18 protein-coding genes are annotated in these 16,225 nt (G+C 68.0%); 10 read left to right on the plus strand and 8 right to left on the minus strand.

All coding sequences use genetic code 11. The features are described from left to right. Position 1 precedes the first annotated feature (1 nt). Positions 2-1,081, minus strand: coding sequence for a 4-hydroxy-3-methylbut-2-enyl diphosphate reductase (locus ACQ4LY_RS17855; protein ID WP_431073705.1), 1,080 nt, complete (start codon positions 1,079-1,081; stop codon positions 2-4). Positions 1,082-1,135: 54 nt separating this feature from the next. Here ACQ4LY_RS17855 and xseA point away from each other — a divergent pair, with 54 nt between their 5' ends. From xseA to ACQ4LY_RS17880, 5 genes are read left to right on the plus strand one after another with little or no spacing between them, the layout of a single operon-like run. Further along, complete coding sequence (gene xseA / locus ACQ4LY_RS17860; protein ID WP_431073707.1) at positions 1,136-2,428, plus strand: exodeoxyribonuclease VII large subunit; 1,293 nt, start codon at positions 1,136-1,138, stop codon at positions 2,426-2,428. Positions 2,429-2,459: 31 nt separating this feature from the next. Continuing rightward, positions 2,460-2,696 (plus strand): exodeoxyribonuclease VII small subunit, encoded by a 237-nt coding sequence (locus ACQ4LY_RS17865; RefSeq protein ID WP_431073709.1) that lies wholly within the window; start codon positions 2,460-2,462, stop codon positions 2,694-2,696. Continuing rightward, a complete protein-coding gene (locus ACQ4LY_RS17870; RefSeq protein ID WP_431073711.1) occupies positions 2,693-3,331 on the plus strand; it encodes a DUF4245 family protein in 639 nt (212 codons plus the stop codon). The genes ACQ4LY_RS17865 and ACQ4LY_RS17870 overlap by 4 nt, the downstream gene beginning before the upstream one ends. 5 nt (positions 3,332-3,336) lie before the next feature. Then, positions 3,337-4,026, plus strand: coding sequence for a carbonic anhydrase (locus ACQ4LY_RS17875; protein WP_431073713.1), 690 nt, complete (start codon positions 3,337-3,339; stop codon positions 4,024-4,026). Continuing rightward, positions 4,023-5,444, plus strand: a complete 1,422-nt coding sequence (locus ACQ4LY_RS17880) for a class II fumarate hydratase (RefSeq protein ID WP_431073715.1) — start codon at positions 4,023-4,025, stop codon at positions 5,442-5,444. Before ACQ4LY_RS17875 ends, ACQ4LY_RS17880 begins: the two co-directional genes overlap by 4 nt. Before the next feature lie 65 nt (positions 5,445-5,509). Here ACQ4LY_RS17880 and ACQ4LY_RS17885 read toward each other — a convergent pair whose 3' ends face one another. The 3 genes from ACQ4LY_RS17885 to ACQ4LY_RS17895 all read right to left on the minus strand — a co-directional run bounded on the left by ACQ4LY_RS17885 (position 5,510) and on the right by ACQ4LY_RS17895 (position 8,998). Then, the gene (locus tag ACQ4LY_RS17885; RefSeq protein ID WP_120493280.1) at positions 5,510-6,892 is read right to left on the minus strand and encodes a PhoH family protein; all 1,383 of its coding nucleotides are present in this window, start codon (positions 6,890-6,892) and stop codon (positions 5,510-5,512) included. 170 nt (positions 6,893-7,062) lie between these two features. Then, complete coding sequence (locus ACQ4LY_RS17890) at positions 7,063-8,181, minus strand: aminotransferase class V-fold PLP-dependent enzyme (RefSeq protein WP_431073719.1); 1,119 nt, start codon at positions 8,179-8,181, stop codon at positions 7,063-7,065. Positions 8,182-8,218: 37 nt separating this feature from the next. Further along, positions 8,219-8,998, minus strand: coding sequence for an isoprenyl transferase (locus ACQ4LY_RS17895; protein ID WP_431075724.1), 780 nt, complete (start codon positions 8,996-8,998; stop codon positions 8,219-8,221). 97 nt (positions 8,999-9,095) lie between these two features. On the opposite strand from ACQ4LY_RS17895, the gene trhA reads away from it, so the two are divergent. Further along, positions 9,096-9,824 (plus strand): PAQR family membrane homeostasis protein TrhA, encoded by a 729-nt coding sequence (gene trhA / locus ACQ4LY_RS17900; protein ID WP_056308749.1) that lies wholly within the window; start codon positions 9,096-9,098, stop codon positions 9,822-9,824. A 26-nt stretch (positions 9,825-9,850) separates the two neighbouring features. Here the strand turns inward: trhA and ACQ4LY_RS17905 are convergent, their stop codons facing one another. After that, positions 9,851-10,135 carry a hypothetical protein gene (locus ACQ4LY_RS17905; protein ID WP_431073721.1) on the minus strand — a complete coding sequence of 95 codons (285 nt, stop codon included), beginning with the start codon at positions 10,133-10,135 and terminating at the stop codon, positions 9,851-9,853. A 69-nt stretch (positions 10,136-10,204) separates the two neighbouring features. Between ACQ4LY_RS17905 and ACQ4LY_RS17910 the strand changes: the two genes are divergently transcribed. Both ACQ4LY_RS17910 and greA read left to right on the plus strand, forming a co-directional pair. After that, positions 10,205-10,591: a DUF4307 domain-containing protein gene (locus tag ACQ4LY_RS17910; RefSeq protein ID WP_431073723.1), complete on the plus strand. Its 387-nt coding sequence runs from the start codon at positions 10,205-10,207 to the stop codon at positions 10,589-10,591. 96 nt (positions 10,592-10,687) lie between these two features. After that, positions 10,688-11,179, plus strand: coding sequence for a transcription elongation factor GreA (greA, locus tag ACQ4LY_RS17915; RefSeq protein ID WP_056308754.1), 492 nt, complete (start codon positions 10,688-10,690; stop codon positions 11,177-11,179). Between the two features lie 80 nt (positions 11,180-11,259). On the opposite strand, the gene ilvA is transcribed toward greA, so the two are convergent. Next, positions 11,260-12,489: a threonine ammonia-lyase gene (ilvA, locus tag ACQ4LY_RS17920; RefSeq protein WP_431073725.1), complete on the minus strand. Its 1,230-nt coding sequence runs from the start codon at positions 12,487-12,489 to the stop codon at positions 11,260-11,262. Next, a complete protein-coding gene (locus ACQ4LY_RS17925) occupies positions 12,486-13,682 on the minus strand; it encodes an AI-2E family transporter (RefSeq protein ID WP_431073727.1) in 1,197 nt (398 codons plus the stop codon). The genes ilvA and ACQ4LY_RS17925 overlap by 4 nt, the downstream gene beginning before the upstream one ends. Before the next feature lie 78 nt (positions 13,683-13,760). On the opposite strand from ACQ4LY_RS17925, the gene ACQ4LY_RS17930 reads away from it, so the two are divergent. Together ACQ4LY_RS17930 and ACQ4LY_RS17935 are read left to right on the plus strand one after the other, a co-directional pair. Then, positions 13,761-15,023, plus strand: a complete 1,263-nt coding sequence (locus ACQ4LY_RS17930) for a winged helix-turn-helix domain-containing protein (RefSeq protein ID WP_431073729.1) — start codon at positions 13,761-13,763, stop codon at positions 15,021-15,023. Continuing rightward, on the plus strand, positions 15,020-15,499 hold the full coding sequence (locus ACQ4LY_RS17935; protein ID WP_431073731.1) for a hypothetical protein: 480 nt from the start codon (positions 15,020-15,022) through the stop codon (positions 15,497-15,499). Before ACQ4LY_RS17930 ends, ACQ4LY_RS17935 begins: the two co-directional genes overlap by 4 nt. A 72-nt stretch (positions 15,500-15,571) precedes the next feature. Here the strand turns inward: ACQ4LY_RS17935 and ACQ4LY_RS17940 are convergent, their stop codons facing one another. Continuing rightward, positions 15,572-16,138 carry a LemA family protein gene (locus tag ACQ4LY_RS17940; protein WP_056508667.1) on the minus strand — a complete coding sequence of 189 codons (567 nt, stop codon included), beginning with the start codon at positions 16,136-16,138 and terminating at the stop codon, positions 15,572-15,574. Between the last annotated feature and the right edge of the window lie 87 nt (positions 16,139-16,225).

The following is a 16,225-nucleotide window of genomic DNA, read 5'->3' on the forward strand; positions in this document are numbered from 1 at the left end:
GTCAGGCGTTTCCGCCTGAGGCGCGGCCCCCCAGCGCACGCGCGTCGCGCTGACCCGAGGCATCCTGTCGAAGCTCCTTCGGCAGCGAGAACATGAGGTCCTCCTCTGCCGTCTTGACCTCTTCGACATCGCGGTAGCCCGCGCCGTCGAGGGCCTCGAGGACCTCACGGACCAGCACCTCGGGAACGGATGCCCCGCTGGTGACGCCGACGGTGGCGACGCCGTCGAGCCACTCCTGCTTGACCTCTTCGGCGTAGTCCACGCGGTACGCGGCCTTCGCACCGTACTCCAGGGCGACCTCGACCAGACGCACGGAGTTCGAGGAGTTGGACGAACCCACGACGATCACGAGGTCGGCGTTCGCGGCGACCTTCTTGATCGCCACCTGACGGTTCTGCGTCGCGTAGCAGATGTCGTCGGACGGAGGGTTGTGCATCTCCGGGAAGCGGGTCCGCAGACGGTTGACCGTCTCCATGGTCTCGTCGACCGAGAGAGTGGTCTGCGAGAGCCAGACGACCTTCGAGGGGTCCTTCACCTGCACTGTGTCGGCCTCGTCGGGCGAGTTGACGATGGTCACGTGTTCGGGGGCTTCGCCGGCGGTGCCCTCGACCTCCTCGTGTCCTTCGTGACCGATCAGCAGGATCTCGAAGTCGTCGCGGGCGAAGCGGACGGCCTCGCGGTGGACCTTGGTGACGAGCGGGCAGGTCGCATCGATGGCGTGCAGGCCGCGATCGGAGGCTGCCTCCACGACCGCAGGCGAGACACCGTGCGCACTGAACACGACGTGAGCACCTTCCGGCACTTCGTCGACCTCTTCGACGAAGATCGCGCCCTTCTCTTCGAGTTCGGACACCACGTGGATGTTGTGCACGATCTGCTTGCGCACATAGACAGGCGCGCCGTAGCGCTCGAGTGCCTTCTCGACCGCGACGACCGCGCGGTCGACGCCTGCGCAGTATCCACGCGGCGCGGCGAGCAGAACGCGCTTGTTCCCCACCACCGGGTTATCCTGAAGCCGCCCGGCCGCCCCACGTACTCGTGGGACACGCGGCAGAGGCAGATGAACGGCAGTCGAAGTCACACTGGAATTCTACCGCCGAGAACCTGAGCAGGAGCGGGAAGGTGCACTGAGCGGATGACGGTCTTCGAAGCCTCGACGCGGCCGGGCGAGACTCCACCGGCGGATGCTGTCGCTCCGCGCGACTCCTCCGCGGACGCTCCGACCTCCGTCGCCCGCCTGAACGGCACGATCCGAGACTTCGTCGCTCGGTGGAACACGGTCTGGGTCGAAGGCGAGATCACCTCCTGGAACGTCCGCGGTGGAAACATCTTCGCCCGGCTCAAAGACACTCGCTCCGACGCGCAGATCTCGATCAGGGTGTGGTCGAGCGTCCGCCCCCGCATCCCCGGCGACCTCGCCGTGGGCGACCACGTCGTGGCAGCCGTCAAGGCCGACTACTTCGTCAAGGCCGGCGACTTCAGCTTCACCGTCTCGGCGATGAAGCACGTCGGGCTCGGCGATCAGCTCGAGCGCCTCGAGAGGCTCCGCCTGCAGCTGCGCCAGGAGGGACTGTTCGACTCCGCACGCAAGAAGCGCCTCCCGTTCCTGCCGCACGTGATCGGGCTGATCACGGGCGAACGATCCGACGCCGAGAAGGACGTGCACCGCAACGCGGAGCTGCGCTGGCCCCAGGTCAGGTTCCGCACCGAGTACGCCGCCGTCCAGGGCGACCGCTGCGTGCCCGACACCCTGGCTGCCCTCGCCAGACTCGACGCAGACCCCGACGTCGACGTGATCATCATCGCGCGCGGCGGCGGAGACCCGCAGACCCTCCTCGGATTCAGCGATGAGCGGCTCGTCCGCGCCGTGGCTGCCGCATCCACCCCCGTGGTGAGCGCGATCGGACACGAGAACGACCGCCCGCTCCTCGACGACGTCGCAGATCTCCGCGCCTCCACTCCGACGGACGCGGCGAAGCGCGTCGTGCCGGACGTCAGCGAGCAGCGCGCTCTGATAGCGCAGCTGCGGTCTCGCGCGACCTCCCGACTCACGCAGCGGCTGTCCCACGACATCGCCCAGCTCGAGCAGCTGCGCTCCCGGCCTGCACTGCGCTCGCCCGACCCCATCATCGACTCGCGCTCGCAGGAGGTGTGGTTGCTGCTGTCGCGCGGACGCGACACGATCACGCGCCAGCACGACGCGGCAGGGCGGGCGACCAGCGAGCTGCGCGCGTCGCTTCGCGCCCTCTCCCCCGCAGCAACGCTCGCGCGCGGCTACGCGATCGCGCATCTCGAGGGTGGCGTGATCCTTCGCGATGCGGCGGATGCACCGGCCGGCAGCGCTCTGACGATCACGGTCGACCGAGGGTCGGTCGCGGCCCGTTCCGAAGGAGAGATCGCGGAGGCACCGGCACCTCGCTCCGGATGAGCACACCCTGCGCACCGCGTAGGATGGAGGCGTGAGTGCGCTGAACGACACCCCTGTGGACACGCTGTCGTTCGAGGCCGCTCGCGACGAGCTCGTGAAGGTCGTCTCCGAGCTCGAGCAGGGTGCTCCGACCCTCGAGCAGTCGCTCGCACTCTGGGAGCGCGGCGAGGCTCTCGCCGCCCGGTGCGAGGAGTGGCTGCTCGGCGCGAAGCGTCGCCTCGAAGCCTCCCGCGCCGCCGCCGACACCTCCGACGAGGATGAGTCGTGAACAAGCCCGCCCCCATCGTCGCGGAGCTCGGCCGACCCGAGACCCCCGCTGAGACGGCGGCCCGCAAGGCCGCCTCGAGCAAGGCCTACCGCTCGAGCCAGACGGTGCGCAGCCTGATCGCCGCTCTGATCGCCACCCTGGCCATCGTCGCGGTGATCGTGTTCGCCGTGCCCCGCGGCGAACCCGCGACGAGCACGACGATCGACATGGTCGGCATCGCAGCCGACGTCGAGTCCACCGTCGACAGTCCCGTGATCGTTCCCGATCTCGGCGACTTCTGGCGCGTGAACGCTGCCGGCCTCACGAGCGGCGCGACCGCGGTGTGGGATGTGACGCTCGCCCCGTCCGCCGAGGACGAGCGCGGCTTCATCAAGCTCGCGCAGGCCTTCAGCACCGATTCTTCCTGGGCGCCGCAACGCCTGAACGGAACCGCGCCCACGGACACGACGTCGATCGGCGGCATCGAGTGGGATGTCTTCGAGCTCGGCGATGCCGGCGCGAAGCAGAACATCACCTACGCGATCGGCACCCGGGCGGGTGACGATTACCTTCTGCTCTACGGCTCGCGTTCGGCCGACTCCACGGCTGAGCTCGCCGAATCCCTCGTCCCGCAGATCCGCGACCTCTCGGAGTAGCCCTCATGACAGATACGCTCACGCCCGCCGCCGCCTGGAAGCAGATGCAGGAGGGCAACCAGCGATTCGTCGATGACGCCCCCCGGCACCCGAATCAGGACGTGGCGCGACGCAAGCACCTGGCTGCCGCGCAGCATCCGGTCGCGACCCTGTTCGGATGCTCCGACTCGCGCCTCGCGGCGGAGATCATCTTCGACCTGGGCCTCGGCGACCTCTTCGTCGTCCGCAACGCCGGCCAGGTGATCGGCGAGTCGATCGTCGCGAGCCTCGAATACGCGGTCGCGGTGCTGAACGTGCCGCTGATCGTCGTCCTCGCGCACGACTCGTGCGGCGCCGTGCGCGCCGCCATCGACGGCACCGCGATCGACGCCGCTCCCCTGCCTCCGCACATCTGGAAGCTCATCGCGCCGATCGTCCCCGCAGCCCGCAAGGTGCTCGCCGAGAACGGTGGGACCACCGTCGACGAGATCGACGCCGACCTGGTCGGCCAGGAGCACCTACGCAACACCGTCAGCGATCTGCTGCAGTCGTCCGAGGTGATCTCCCACGCGGTCGCCGAAGGCCGCCTGGGCATCGTCGGCGCCAACTACCGTCTGGCCGAGGGCACCGCTGTGCCCGTCATCACGGTCGGCATCGACACAGACGGAATCGACACCGAGGGGCACGGCCCCGCAACCAAGGAGGGTTCGGAATGACCGACACCGACCAGCTCAGCGGCGAGAACTCGCAGGGCTACCGCATCGAGCACGACACCATGGGCGAGGTACGGGTGCCCGTGAACGCGCTGTACGGCGCGCAGACGCAGCGCGCCGTCGAGAACTTCCCGATCTCGGGCAAGGGCCTCGAGTCGACGCAGATCGCCGCTCTCGCGCGCATCAAGAAGGCTGCAGCGCTCGCGAACAAGGAGCTCGGCACGCTCGACGGCGCGATCGCCGACGCGATCGCGCAGGCCGCAGACCAGGTCGCCTCAGGCGCACACGATCGTGAGTTCCCGGTCGACACGTACCAGACGGGTTCCGGCACGTCGTCGAACATGAACATGAACGAGGTCCTCGCGACTCTCGCGACCCGCATCCTCGGTGCGAACGTGCACCCGAACGACCACGTGAACGCCTCGCAGTCGTCGAACGACGTGTTCCCGACCTCCGTGCACATCGCCGTAACGCAGGCGCTGATCGACACCCTCATCCCGGCGCTCGACCACCTCGCCGTCGCCCTCGAGGCGAAGGCGGAGCTGTGGAAGGACGCGGTCAAGTCCGGCCGCACGCACCTCATGGATGCGACCCCGGTCACCCTCGGCCAGGAGTTCGGCGGCTACGCGCGTCAGATCCGCCTCGGCATCGAGCGTGTGCAGTCGGCCCTCCCCCGCGTGTCCGAGGTCCCCCTCGGCGGCACGGCGACCGGCACCGGAATCAACACGCCGCTCGGCTTCCCGCAGAAGGTCATCGCGCTGCTCGCGGCCGAGACCGAGCTGCCGATCACCGAGGCGAAGGACCACTTCGAGGCGCAGGCCAACCGCGACGGCCTCGTCGAGGCATCCGGTGCGCTGCGCACCATCGCCGTCTCGCTGACCAAGATCAACAACGATCTGCGCTGGATGGGCTCCGGCCCCAACACGGGTCTCGGCGAGCTGCACATCCCCGACCTGCAGCCCGGATCCTCGATCATGCCCGGCAAGGTCAATCCGGTCGTCCCCGAGGCCGTGCTGATGGTCTGCGCGCGTGTGATCGGCAACGACGCGACCGTCGCGTGGGCCGGGGCATCCGGTTCGTTCGAGCTCAACGTCGCCATCCCGGTGATGGGTACGGCGCTGCTGGAGTCGATCCGTCTGCTCGCGAACGCGTCGCGCGTGCTCGCCGACAAGACCGTCGACGGCCTCGAGGCCAACCTCGAGCGCGCTGCCGCATTCGCCGGGATGAGCCCGTCGATCGTCACCCCGCTGAACAAGCTCATCGGCTACGAGGCTGCGGCCAAGATCGCCAAGCACGCCGTGGCGAAGGGCATCACCGTCCGCGACGCCGTGATCGACCTCGGCTACGTCGAGCGGGGCGACCTCACTCTCGAGCAGCTCGACGAGAAGCTCGACCTGCTCTCGATGACCCACCCCGGTTGATCCTCAGCCACTGACACGCGGATGCCGCAGGGACTCGTTCCCTGCGGCATCCGTCGTTTCGAGGACTAGCTGAGTTCGCCGCCCTCGAGAAGCTCGGTGACGAGAGCCGCGATCGCCGAGCGCTCGGACCGCATCAGCGTCACGTGTGCGAACAGGTCGTGCCCCTTGAGCGTCTCGATCACGCTGGCGATGCCATCGTGGCGGCCGACGCGCAGATTGTCTCTCTGTCCGACGTCGTGCGTGAGGATGACCCGGGAGTTCTGCCCCATCCGGCTGAGCACCGTGAGCAGCACGTTGCGCTCGAGCGACTGCGCCTCATCGACGATCACGAACGCGTCGTGGAGCGACCGGCCACGGATGTGGGTCAGCGGCAGCACTTCGAGGATGCCCCGTTCGACGACCTCTTCCATGACGTTGCCCGAGACCACCGAGCCGAGAGTGTCGAAGACCGCCTGCCCCCAGGGGCCCATCTTCTCGCCCTGGTCTCCGGGAAGGTAGCCGAGCTCCTGACCGCCGACCGCGAACAGCGGGCGGAAGACGATGATCTTCTTCTGCTGTTGACGTTCGAGCACCGCCTCGAGTCCGGCGCACAGTGCGAGCGCCGACTTGCCTGTGCCCGCTCGTCCGCCGAGAGAGACGATGCCCACATCGGGATCCGTCAGCAGGTCGATCGCGATGCGCTGCTCAGCCGAACGTCCGTGCATGCCGAAGATGTCGCGATCGCCCCGTACGAGCTTGTACTCGCCGTCGCCCGTCATGCGACCGAGGGCGGAGCCGCGCTCGGAGTGGATGATGAGGCCGGTGTTCACCGGAAGCCCCCTGGCGTCTTCGCTGATTCCGACCTCGCTCTCGTAGAGGTCGCTGATCTCATCGCCCGAGAGATTCAAGGTCGTGATGCCGGTCCAGCCGGAGTCGACCGCCTGTTCGGCCAGGTACTCCTCGGCACGGAGTCCGAGAGAGGCGGCCTTGACGCGCATCGGGAGGTCTTTGGAGACGATCGTGACGTCCTGTCCGTCCTGCGCCAGATGCATGGCGACCGAGAGGATGCGGGTGTCGTTGTCGCTGAGCCGGATGCCGGCGGGAAGCACGGAAGCGTCGGTGTTGGCGAGCTCGACGCGAAGAGTGCCGCCCTCTCCGACCTCGACCGGGAAGTCCAGGCGACCGTGCTCGACGCGCAGGTCGTCGAGGTGACGGAGAGCCTGCCGGGCGAAGTAGCCGATCTCGGGGTCGTGCCGCTTGCCCTCGAGCTCGGTGATGACGACCACCGGAAGCACGACCGAATGCTCGGCGAACCGGAAGAACGCCTGCGGATCGCTCAGCAGGACGGACGTGTCGAGCACGTAGGTCCGAAGATCCTGATCAGGATCAGCGGACGCCGCTCGCGTCGTCGTCTTACGGGTGGACTGCTGCGCGGTGCTTGCGGACTGCTGCGCTGTACGTGAGGTCACGACCCACTCCCGACCCGGGGAGAATCCCGGTTTTTCGAACGAGTCGACCAGGGGGTCACGAGTCGTCAACCTGAGGCCGACCCGACGGGCACCTTGCCCGATGCCTAGAAGCTACGACCAGGTGCCGACATTAACCCGACTCGACACGCCATCACTTCGTTACGTGTTGATTAACGGGCGGTACCGTATCCCTGAAGAGCCTCGTCGAGCATCGCGAAGGTGGCAGCATCCGTGCCTGCGTGGGGCGCCACACGGATCGCTGCGCCGCGCGCGGTGACCACCAGTCCGGCGTTCGCCAACGCCGCGGCGAGGCGAGCCGGCTCATCGGGCAGCAGCGAGACGATGCCGGCGCGGCGGTCGCGCTCCCGCGGGGAGATCACCGGGACGCCGTACCGATCGGCGATCTCGATGACCGCGTCGACCTGCTCGGCGAGACGCGCCTCGATCGCCGCCACACCGGCGTCGCGCATGTCGCGCAGGCCGATCGCGAGCCGACCTGCCGCGAGCGTGTCAGGGCCACTGACCGTGTACGCCTGCGCCGTCGGAGACGGAGTCGGGAGGTCGTCGACGGGAAGGCCTGCGGACGACGAACCGGTGATGCCGCTGAGCACAGGTGCGATCCTCTCTCGCGCGCGGGGCGAGAACCACGCGAAACCACTGCCGCGACCGGCGCGCAGCCACTTGTACCCGTGGCCGACCACGACATCGGCCGCGGAGTAGTCGGCGTCCACCACGCCGAACGACTGCACCGCGTCGACGATCAGCAGACGGTCGGGACCGATCAGCTCTCGCAACGCAGCGAGGTCGACGCGATAGCCCGTGCGGAAGTCCACGTGGCTCAGCACGAGAGCGGAGACATCCGCATCAAGGGCTTCTACGACGGCATCCGGCGTGATGCGCCCGTCGGCAGGGCTGAGCCACCGCGGGGCCAACGATCCACGTGATGCCGCGGCGGCACGCTCGAGGGTGAGGCTGACGCTCGGGAACTCGGCGCCGCCTGCGATGACCGATCCGCTCAGCCCGTACAGGGCGTGCATCAGTCCGTGAGTCGAGGAGGGCTGGAGCGTGACATCGGCGGCATCTGACCCGAGCATCTCGGCGATGAGATGCTGTGCCTGACCGACCCGCTCGGCCACGAGCGCGAGGGACGAGGGACGACCGCTCGCGAGCAGATCCGCGTCGGCGAAGACCTCCTCGCGAACCGAAGGAGACAGCGGCCCGAAGGCCGCCCAGTTCAGGTAGCCCGGATCGCCCTCGAAGGAGCCGAGGTAGGCGTCGAAAGCACTCACCGACCAATTCTGGCACGGCGGCGCAGAACGCCTCGAATCAGCGACCGAAGCGCCGATCGCGGTCGGCGAAGTCGCGGATCGCACGCAGGAAGTCGACCTGGCGGAGATCGGGACCGAGTGCCTCGACGAAGTAGAACTCGCTGTGCGCGCTCTGCCAGAGCAGGAAGTCGCTCAGACGCTGCTCACCGCTCGTGCGGATGACGAGATCGGGATCCGGCTGCCCGCCCGTATAAAGGTGCTCTCCGATCATCTCGGGAGTGAGATGCGCGGCAAGGTCCTCGATCGTGCCACCCGAGGCCTGGTGAGAGGTGACGATGCTGCGCACCGCATCGACGATCTCGTTGCGCCCGCCATAGCCGACAGCGAGATTCACATGGAGTCCCGTGTGTTCGCGCGTGCGCTCTTGCGCGTCATCGAGCACCCTGGCGAGCTCAGGGGGCAGGATGTCGGATCGTCCGACGTGCTTGACCCGCCAGTTCGGCTCCTGCGAGAGCGCCTCGGCGAGCTCCGCGATGATCTCGATGAGGTCGGCCAGCTCTGCGGAGTCACGCTTGAGCAGGTTGTCGCTGGAGAGCAGATACAGCGACACGACACGGACGCCGAGCTCGTCGCACCATCCGAGGAACTCCCGCATCTTGGCGGCACCTGCCCGGTGCCCTTCGGCCGGGGTCTCGTATCCGAGCTGTCGGGCCCATCGCCGATTCCCGTCGATCATCATCGCGACATGGTGCGGAACGGACGCCGGGTCCAGGTGGCGGCGCAGCCTGCTGGTGTAGAGCCGGTACAGCGGCCCCCGCCCCTGACCATCACGTGACATCACCTCCCTACGCTATCGTGCCGAGGCCAGAGCGACAGTGGGCCGACGCTCAGGATATGTACGTCTGCTGGAATGGCGGCCCGCATAGAGTGAGAGCGTGAGCACTCCCGACTCCTCGGTACCTGACGTCCCCCAGCTGCCCCTTCTGGAGGAGGCGGCGCACGATGCCGCCGTCGAGATCAGACCGACGTGGCGCGGGTGGATCCATGCGGCCACGTTCCCCGTCGCGATCGTCGCCGGTGTGGTGCTCATCATCGTCGCCCAGGGCGGCGCGGCGAAATGGGCGGCCGCGGTCTTCATGGCGACCTCACTGCTGCTCTTCGGGAACTCCGCGCTCTACCACCGGTTCGACTGGAGCCCGAAGGTCAAGGTCGTCCTCAAACGGATCGACCACGCGAACATCCTGCTGCTCATCGCCGGCACGTACACGCCGCTGGCCGTGCTCGCCCTCCCGCCCGAGAAGGGTGCGCTGCTCCTCGTGCTCGTCTGGAGCGGCGCTCTGCTCGGCATCCTCTTCCGGGTGTTCTGGATCAACGCGCCGCGCTGGCTCTACGTCGCGCTCTATCTGGTGCTCGGATGGGCGGCCGTGATGTACATGGCAGACCTGCTCGTCGCGAACGCGGCGATGATGGTGCTCGTCATCATCGGCGGCCTGCTCTACACGGGCGGGGCGATCGTCTACGCGCTCAAGAAGCCCAACCCGTGGCCCGGCCATTTCGGCTTCCACGAGATCTTCCACGTCTGCACGGTGCTGGCGTTCCTGTGCCACTGGACAGCGTGCCTGCTCATCGCCCTGGCGCCGCTGTCGCCGTCGCTCGGAGCCTGAGCGAGCCTGATCGGATCAGCGACTGATCAGCGCTTCTCGGGGTCGTCGTCGCCCTCGCGGACGATCGGCAGGTCGGCATCCGTCTCGGTCGCCTCATCGGCTTTGAGAGCGGCCTCTTCGGCATCGAGTTCTTCTCTGACCTCTTCCCGGTAGCGCACGCGGCGAATCCGTCGGTTCATGTCGAGGATCAGGAGGATCACGGCGACCAGGATGATCACCACGGCGGCGAAGCCGACGAACCCGGGCGTGACCAGCTGGGGGTCGACCGTCATCGTGGGCGTCGGCATCGGGGTCTCGGTCAGAGCAAGCACGGAGTCGGCCTTTCATGCGCAGGTCGCATAACCTGGAGTTACCAGCCTAACGACCGGAAGCGCCACCCCGTGACAACCGCAGAACAGCTCGACGACCGATACGGCCGCACCCGCAGGCGACGAGGCCCGTGGATCGTGGTCATCGCGATCGCCGTCCTGCTCGTCGGGGCCTTCGGATGGATGACCGTGACCACGCAGATGAACGCGGTCGATTCCGACGATCTCGGTTTCGATCTGGTCGACGAGCACTCCGTCACCGTGCGGTTCCAGATCACAGGGGTGCAGGGCAAGGACGTGGCATGCGTCGTCGAGGCGCTCGACGAGGAGTTCGGCGTCGTGGGCTGGAAGGTCGTCGAGATCCCCGCGGGCGACACCCATTCCCAGGCCCTGTCGGCCACCGTTCCCACGGTCTCGGCCGCGACGACAGGTTTGGTGAACAGCTGCTGGGTCGCCTAGACTCGTCGCAGCAAGACGACGCCCTGGCAACCTGCCGGGGCGTCTTGGCATATCCCCCGCGGATCGTCGGCGGGTACCTACCGAAGGAGCTTCGTCATGTCTACTGACGCTCAGGTTCCCTTCCTCACGCAGGAAGCATACGACCGGCTCGTCTCCGAGCTGGAACACCTGTCCACGACGGGACGCGATGAGATCGCCAAGCGCATCGAAGCGGCCCGCGAAGAGGGCGACCTCAAGGAGAACGGCGGCTACCACGCGGCCAAGGACGAGCAGGGCAAGCAGGAGGCGCGCATCCGCACCCTGGAGAACCTGCTCAAGACCGCGAAGGTCGGTGAGGCTCCCGCCAGTCGCGGCATCGTCGAGCCGGGCACCGTGGTCACCGCGGTCGTCGCAGGAGGCGAAGAGGTCTTCCTCCTCGGCAGCCGAGAGATCGCGGCCGGCGGCAGCGACCTCGACGTGTACAGCGAGGCAAGCCCCCTCGGGCAGGCGATCCTCGGTCTCAAGGTCGGCGAGAAGTCGTCGTACGAGGCTCCGAACGGTCGCTCCATCGCCGTCGAGATCGTCAACGTCGAGACCTACACCGGCTGACACCACGGCCAGGGCGATATCGCCCGTCATACGAAGAGGCCCCGTCCGAGCGGACGGGGCCTCTTCGTATGCTCAGGTGCTCAGTCCGGGACGATCATCGGATGGAAGCCTGCCCGACGGAGCGTATCGAGTGTGTGCTCGGAGTGCTCGGCACCGCGCGTCTCGACGCTGAGCTCGAGGAACACCTCGCTGATCTGCAGTCCGTGGCCGTGGCGGGTGTGCATCGCCTCGATCACGTTGGCTCCGGCCTCGGCGATCAGCTCGGACACGCGCGCGAGCTGACCGGGGCGGTCGGGAAGAGGGATGCGGATCGTCAGGTACCTGCCGGATGCCGCGAGGCCGTGCGAGACCACGCGCTGCAGCAGCAATGGGTCGATGTTGCCTCCCGACAGCACGGCCATCGTCGTGCCCGTCGCCGATACCTTGCCGGCGAGGATCGCGGCGACTCCCGCGGCCCCTGCAGGCTCGACGACGACCTTGGCCTGTTCGAGCAGGATCAGGATCGCGCGAGCCAGATCATCGTCGGAGACCGTGACGACCTCGTCGACGAGATCCTTGATGATGTCGAACGGGATCGCTCCCGGGCGGGCCACGAGGATGCCGTCGGCGATGGTCGGCCTGGTCTCGATGTCGACCGGATGCCCCGCATCGAGCGACGGCGGAATCGCCGCCGCGTTCTCGGCCTGCACACCGATGATGCGAACCGTGCGTCCGAGCTGAGCGGCCCTCGCCTTGACCGCCGCTGCGACCCCCGCGATCAGTCCGCCGCCACCGATACCGAGCACGATCGTGTCGACCTCGGGCGCGTCGTCGAGCAGTTCGAGCCCGAGAGTTCCCTGACCCACGACGACGTCGCGGTGGTCGAACGGGTGGATGAGCATCGCGCCGGTGCGCTCGGAGAACTCCGAGGCGAGGCGGAGCGAAGTGGCCACGGTCTCGCCTTCGAGCACGACCTCCGCGCCATACCCCCGCGTGGCGAGCAGCTTCGGCACCGGCACCCCGATGGGCATGAAGATCGTGGCGGGGATGCCGAGGGCCTGGGCCGCCAGGGCAACGCCCTGGGCATGGTTGCCGGCCGACGCCGCGACGACGCCGTGTGAGCGCTCTTCGGCGCTCAGCCGCGACAGGCGATACGCTGCGCCGCGGATCTTGAACGAACCCGTGCGCTGCAGGTTCTCCATCTTGAGCAGGACGGGTGCGCCGAGAATGTCGGACAGCGCCCGCGACGGAAGCGTCGGCGTGTGCGTGATCACCTCAGCCAGACTCTGAGCAGCGCTCTCGAACTCGGTCAGGCTGGGGACTGCGCTCATCGATTCCTCCGTCTCCGCTCGCGCGGAACTGTACTCCAGATCAGGTCTGCGTTCGGCACATCGCCGGTCTTCCACGATCCCGTGCTGACGGTGACGGCCGCCACGTTGACGAACGCCGCGAGCGGCACCGCGAACAGCGCGCCGGGGATGCCGCCGACCATCGAGCCACCGGCGACGACCAGCACGACGGCGAGCGGATGCACCTTCACGGCCGACCCCATCAGGATCGGCTGCAGGATGTGGCCCTCGAGCTGCTGCACTCCGAGCACCACGGCCAGCATCGCGAGCGCGATCCAGGGGCCGTTGTACACGAGAGCGAGCAGCACCGCGATCGCGCCGGTCACGACGGCACCCACGATCGGGATGAACGATCCGAGGAAGACGAGCACCGCGACGGGGATCGCGAGCGGGACGCCGAGCAGCGCCGCACCGACTCCGATGCCGACCGCGTCGATCGCCGCCACGAGCAGCTGCGTGCGTGCGTAGTTGACGATCGTGGCGAACCCGTTGCTCGCGGCGGCGTCGGCGGCGGGGCGCGCGGCGCGCGGGAAGAGGCGCAGCGTCCACCTCCAGATGCCGCGGCCGTCGGCGAGCAGGCAGATGAGGATGAAGAGCGAGAGCACAGCGCCGGTCACGACGTGCGCAGCCGTGGTGCCGACCGCGAGTGCTCCGTTGAGCAGCGCCTGCGTCTGCTCGTTGATGATCTGGAGACCCTGATCGATGTACCCCTGGATCTGCGATTCGCTCAGGTGCAGCGGGCCGTCGAGGAGGAACGTGCGGAACTCGTCGACGGCTTGGGAGCTGCGCTCCTGCACATCGGGGAGCTGGGCACGGATCTGCCAGATCACGAGCCACAGCAGCAGCGACACGATCGCCAGCGTGCCGATGATCGAGAGGGCGACGGCGAGCCACCGCGGGAAGCGGTGACGAAGCATCCACTGGAACCCGGGCCAGAGCAGCGCGGTGATCAGGATGCCGACCATGAGCGGGATGACGAGGAGCTTGAGCTCGATCACGAGCCAGATGAACCCGGCGACGACCGCTGCGATGAGCAGCACTCGCCAGGCGTACGCCGCGGTGACCCGCAACCCGAAGGGCACGGCATCGTCGACATCGGTGGTCGCGGTGCGGTCCGTCGCCACCGGGCGCGGACGGAAGAGATCCCTCAGCCGCGGACGCTGCTCTTCGCTCATCGCCCAAGTCTACGGCGCTGCCGTAGGACGGCATGACGATGCGGTCACTATGTCAGACACCGGAGATACGCTGACCACGTGACCGACACCCTCAGCTCCGCCCAGGCGCGTCGAATCGCGCTGGCCGCGCAGGGATTCACCCGCGCCCGTCCGAGTTCGGTGTCCGCCCGGCACGTGCATCGCGTGATGGATCGACTCGGCGTGCTGCAGATCGACTCGGTCAACGTGTTCGCACGCTCGCACTACCTGCCCCTGTTCTCGCGTCTGGGGTCGTACGACCCCGCGCTGCTCGACCGGGTGTTCCATTCGCGCACGACCCACTACGTCGAGTACATGGCTCACGAAGCGACGTTCATCCCGATCGAGGACTGGCCGCTCTGGCGCTTCCGCATGGACGACTTCCGCGCGCGCTGGTCGGGGCCCGACTCGTGGATGAGCAACAACTCCCGCACTCTGAGCTGGGTGCAGGACGAGCTGCGGGATCGCGGGCCCCTGCGCCCCGCCGACCTCAGAGCCGACGCACCTCGCGAGCGTGGCACGTGGTGGGACTGGGACGACGTGAAGCTCGCGCTCGAGCATCTCTGGCGCACGGGTGACGTGGCGATCAGCGGGCGCAAGGGGTTCGAGCGCAGCTACGCGCTCGCCGAGCACGTGATCCCCGACTCCGTGCTCTCTCAGCAGATCCCCCGCGACCAGGCGATCCGCGAACTCACGCGACGTGCCGCGCGGTCTTCCGGAGTCGCGACGCAGTCCGATCTCGCCGACTACCACCGCATCCGCGATCGTGCCGCGGTGTCGCAGTCCATCTCCGACCTCGTCGATGCCGGGGAGCTGCTCCCGGTCGCCGTGCGCGGTTGGGAGCGCGCGGGGCGCCCGCTCCCCGCCTGGCGCCACCACGAGGCGGTGCTCCCACGAAAGGTCGATGCTGCGGCACTGCTGACGCCCTTCGACCCCGTGGTGTGGTTCCGCGACAGGGCGCTGCGTGCGTTCGAGCTCGACTACCGCATCGAGATCTACGTCCCCGCAGAGAAGCGGCGTTACGGCTACTACTCGCTGCCGGTACTCGTCGGCGACCGAATCGTCGCCCGAGTCGATCTGAAATCCGACCGCGCGACCTCGACCCTGCAGGTGCAGTCGGCCTGGTGGGAACCGCAGGCCAGGCCCCTCGAGGATGCGGAGCGGATCGCGGCCGAACTGGCACTCGCCGCGTCGTGGCAGGGACTCTCCCACATCTCCGTGTCGGGGTGGGGCACCGCGGCCGAGAGCCTGCACGACGCGCTTTCCGGCCGCCCTGGGACCTCCGTCCGTCGCCATGTGCATGCCAGGGAAGCCACGCCATGACCCGTCGCCTCGCGTGGACGATCGGTGGCGGCGTCGCCGCCATCATCATCGCGGGGGCGGCAGTGCTGCTGTGGCAGTCGACGAGCGTCCGTCCGTCGCCTCAGGCCTCGCCCACCGCGACCGTCGCATCCACCGCCGACGCACAGGCTCTCGCGCAGCAGCAGCTCGACGAGCATCTCGAGACCTGCACGGCTGAAGAGGTCGTCGGGGGCGTCGTCCCCGACGGGTGCGGCATCCGGATCCCCTGGGGCACGGAGTTCGCCGTGGTCGAGCGCGTCCACTTCCGAATCGATCGGATGCCGGTGCTGGAGCTGACCGAAGACGGATTCGTCGCCGACGGCGGAGTTCTCGTCGCGACGGTGTCGGGCACCGGGCAGAACGGAGCCGCGAGAACCGAGACCTACCGCACCGAGTCGTGGAGCGTTCGAGGCGACGTCGCGGTCGACGGGGACCGGGCGGATCTCGACGTCTGGTGACGCACCGCGCCCGGAACCCCGCCCGAGTACGCAGAAGGCCCGATGCGGCGATGCGCATCGGGCCCTCGGACGTCAGAACTGCACGCGTGGCGGTTCGGAGATGGCACCGCTGTCTGCGACCTCGAAGAACTCGCGCTCGGTGAATCCCAGCCCCTTGGCGAACAGGTTGTTGGGGAAGACCTTGATCTTCGTGTTCAGCTCGCGGACGCCGCCGTTGTAGAACCGGCGCGCCGCCTGGATCTTGTCTTCGGTATCGACGAGCGCCTGCTGGACCTGCAGGAAGTTCTGGCTCGCCTGCAGCTGCGGATACGCCTCGGCGACCGCGAAGAGGCTCCGAAGCGCCTGCTGCAGGTGTCCTTCTGCGATTCCCGCTTCTCCGGGACCGCCGGCAGAGAGTGTCTCGGCGCGCGCACGCGTGACGTTCTCGAACACCGCCTTCTCGTGGGAGGCGTAGCCCTTCACCGTCTCGATGAGGTTGGGTATCAGGTCAGCCCTGCGCTTCAGCTGCACGGTGATGCCGCTCCATGCCTCGTCGACGCGCACGTTCAGCTGCACCAGCGAGTTGTAGGTCGCCCACAGGTAGATTCCGATGAGCAGAATCACACCGACGACGATCAGTACCGGCACGAGCCATTCCATCAGAGGCCCACCCTTCCTCGTGTTTGTCTCATCCTATCGGCGCAGTCTGCGCGTCGACTGGGTGCGGTCTCGCACAGCCATCCGACA

Source organism: Microbacterium phyllosphaerae (assembly GCF_050628115.1).
GTDB lineage: Bacteria > Actinomycetota > Actinomycetes > Actinomycetales > Microbacteriaceae > Microbacterium > Microbacterium phyllosphaerae_A.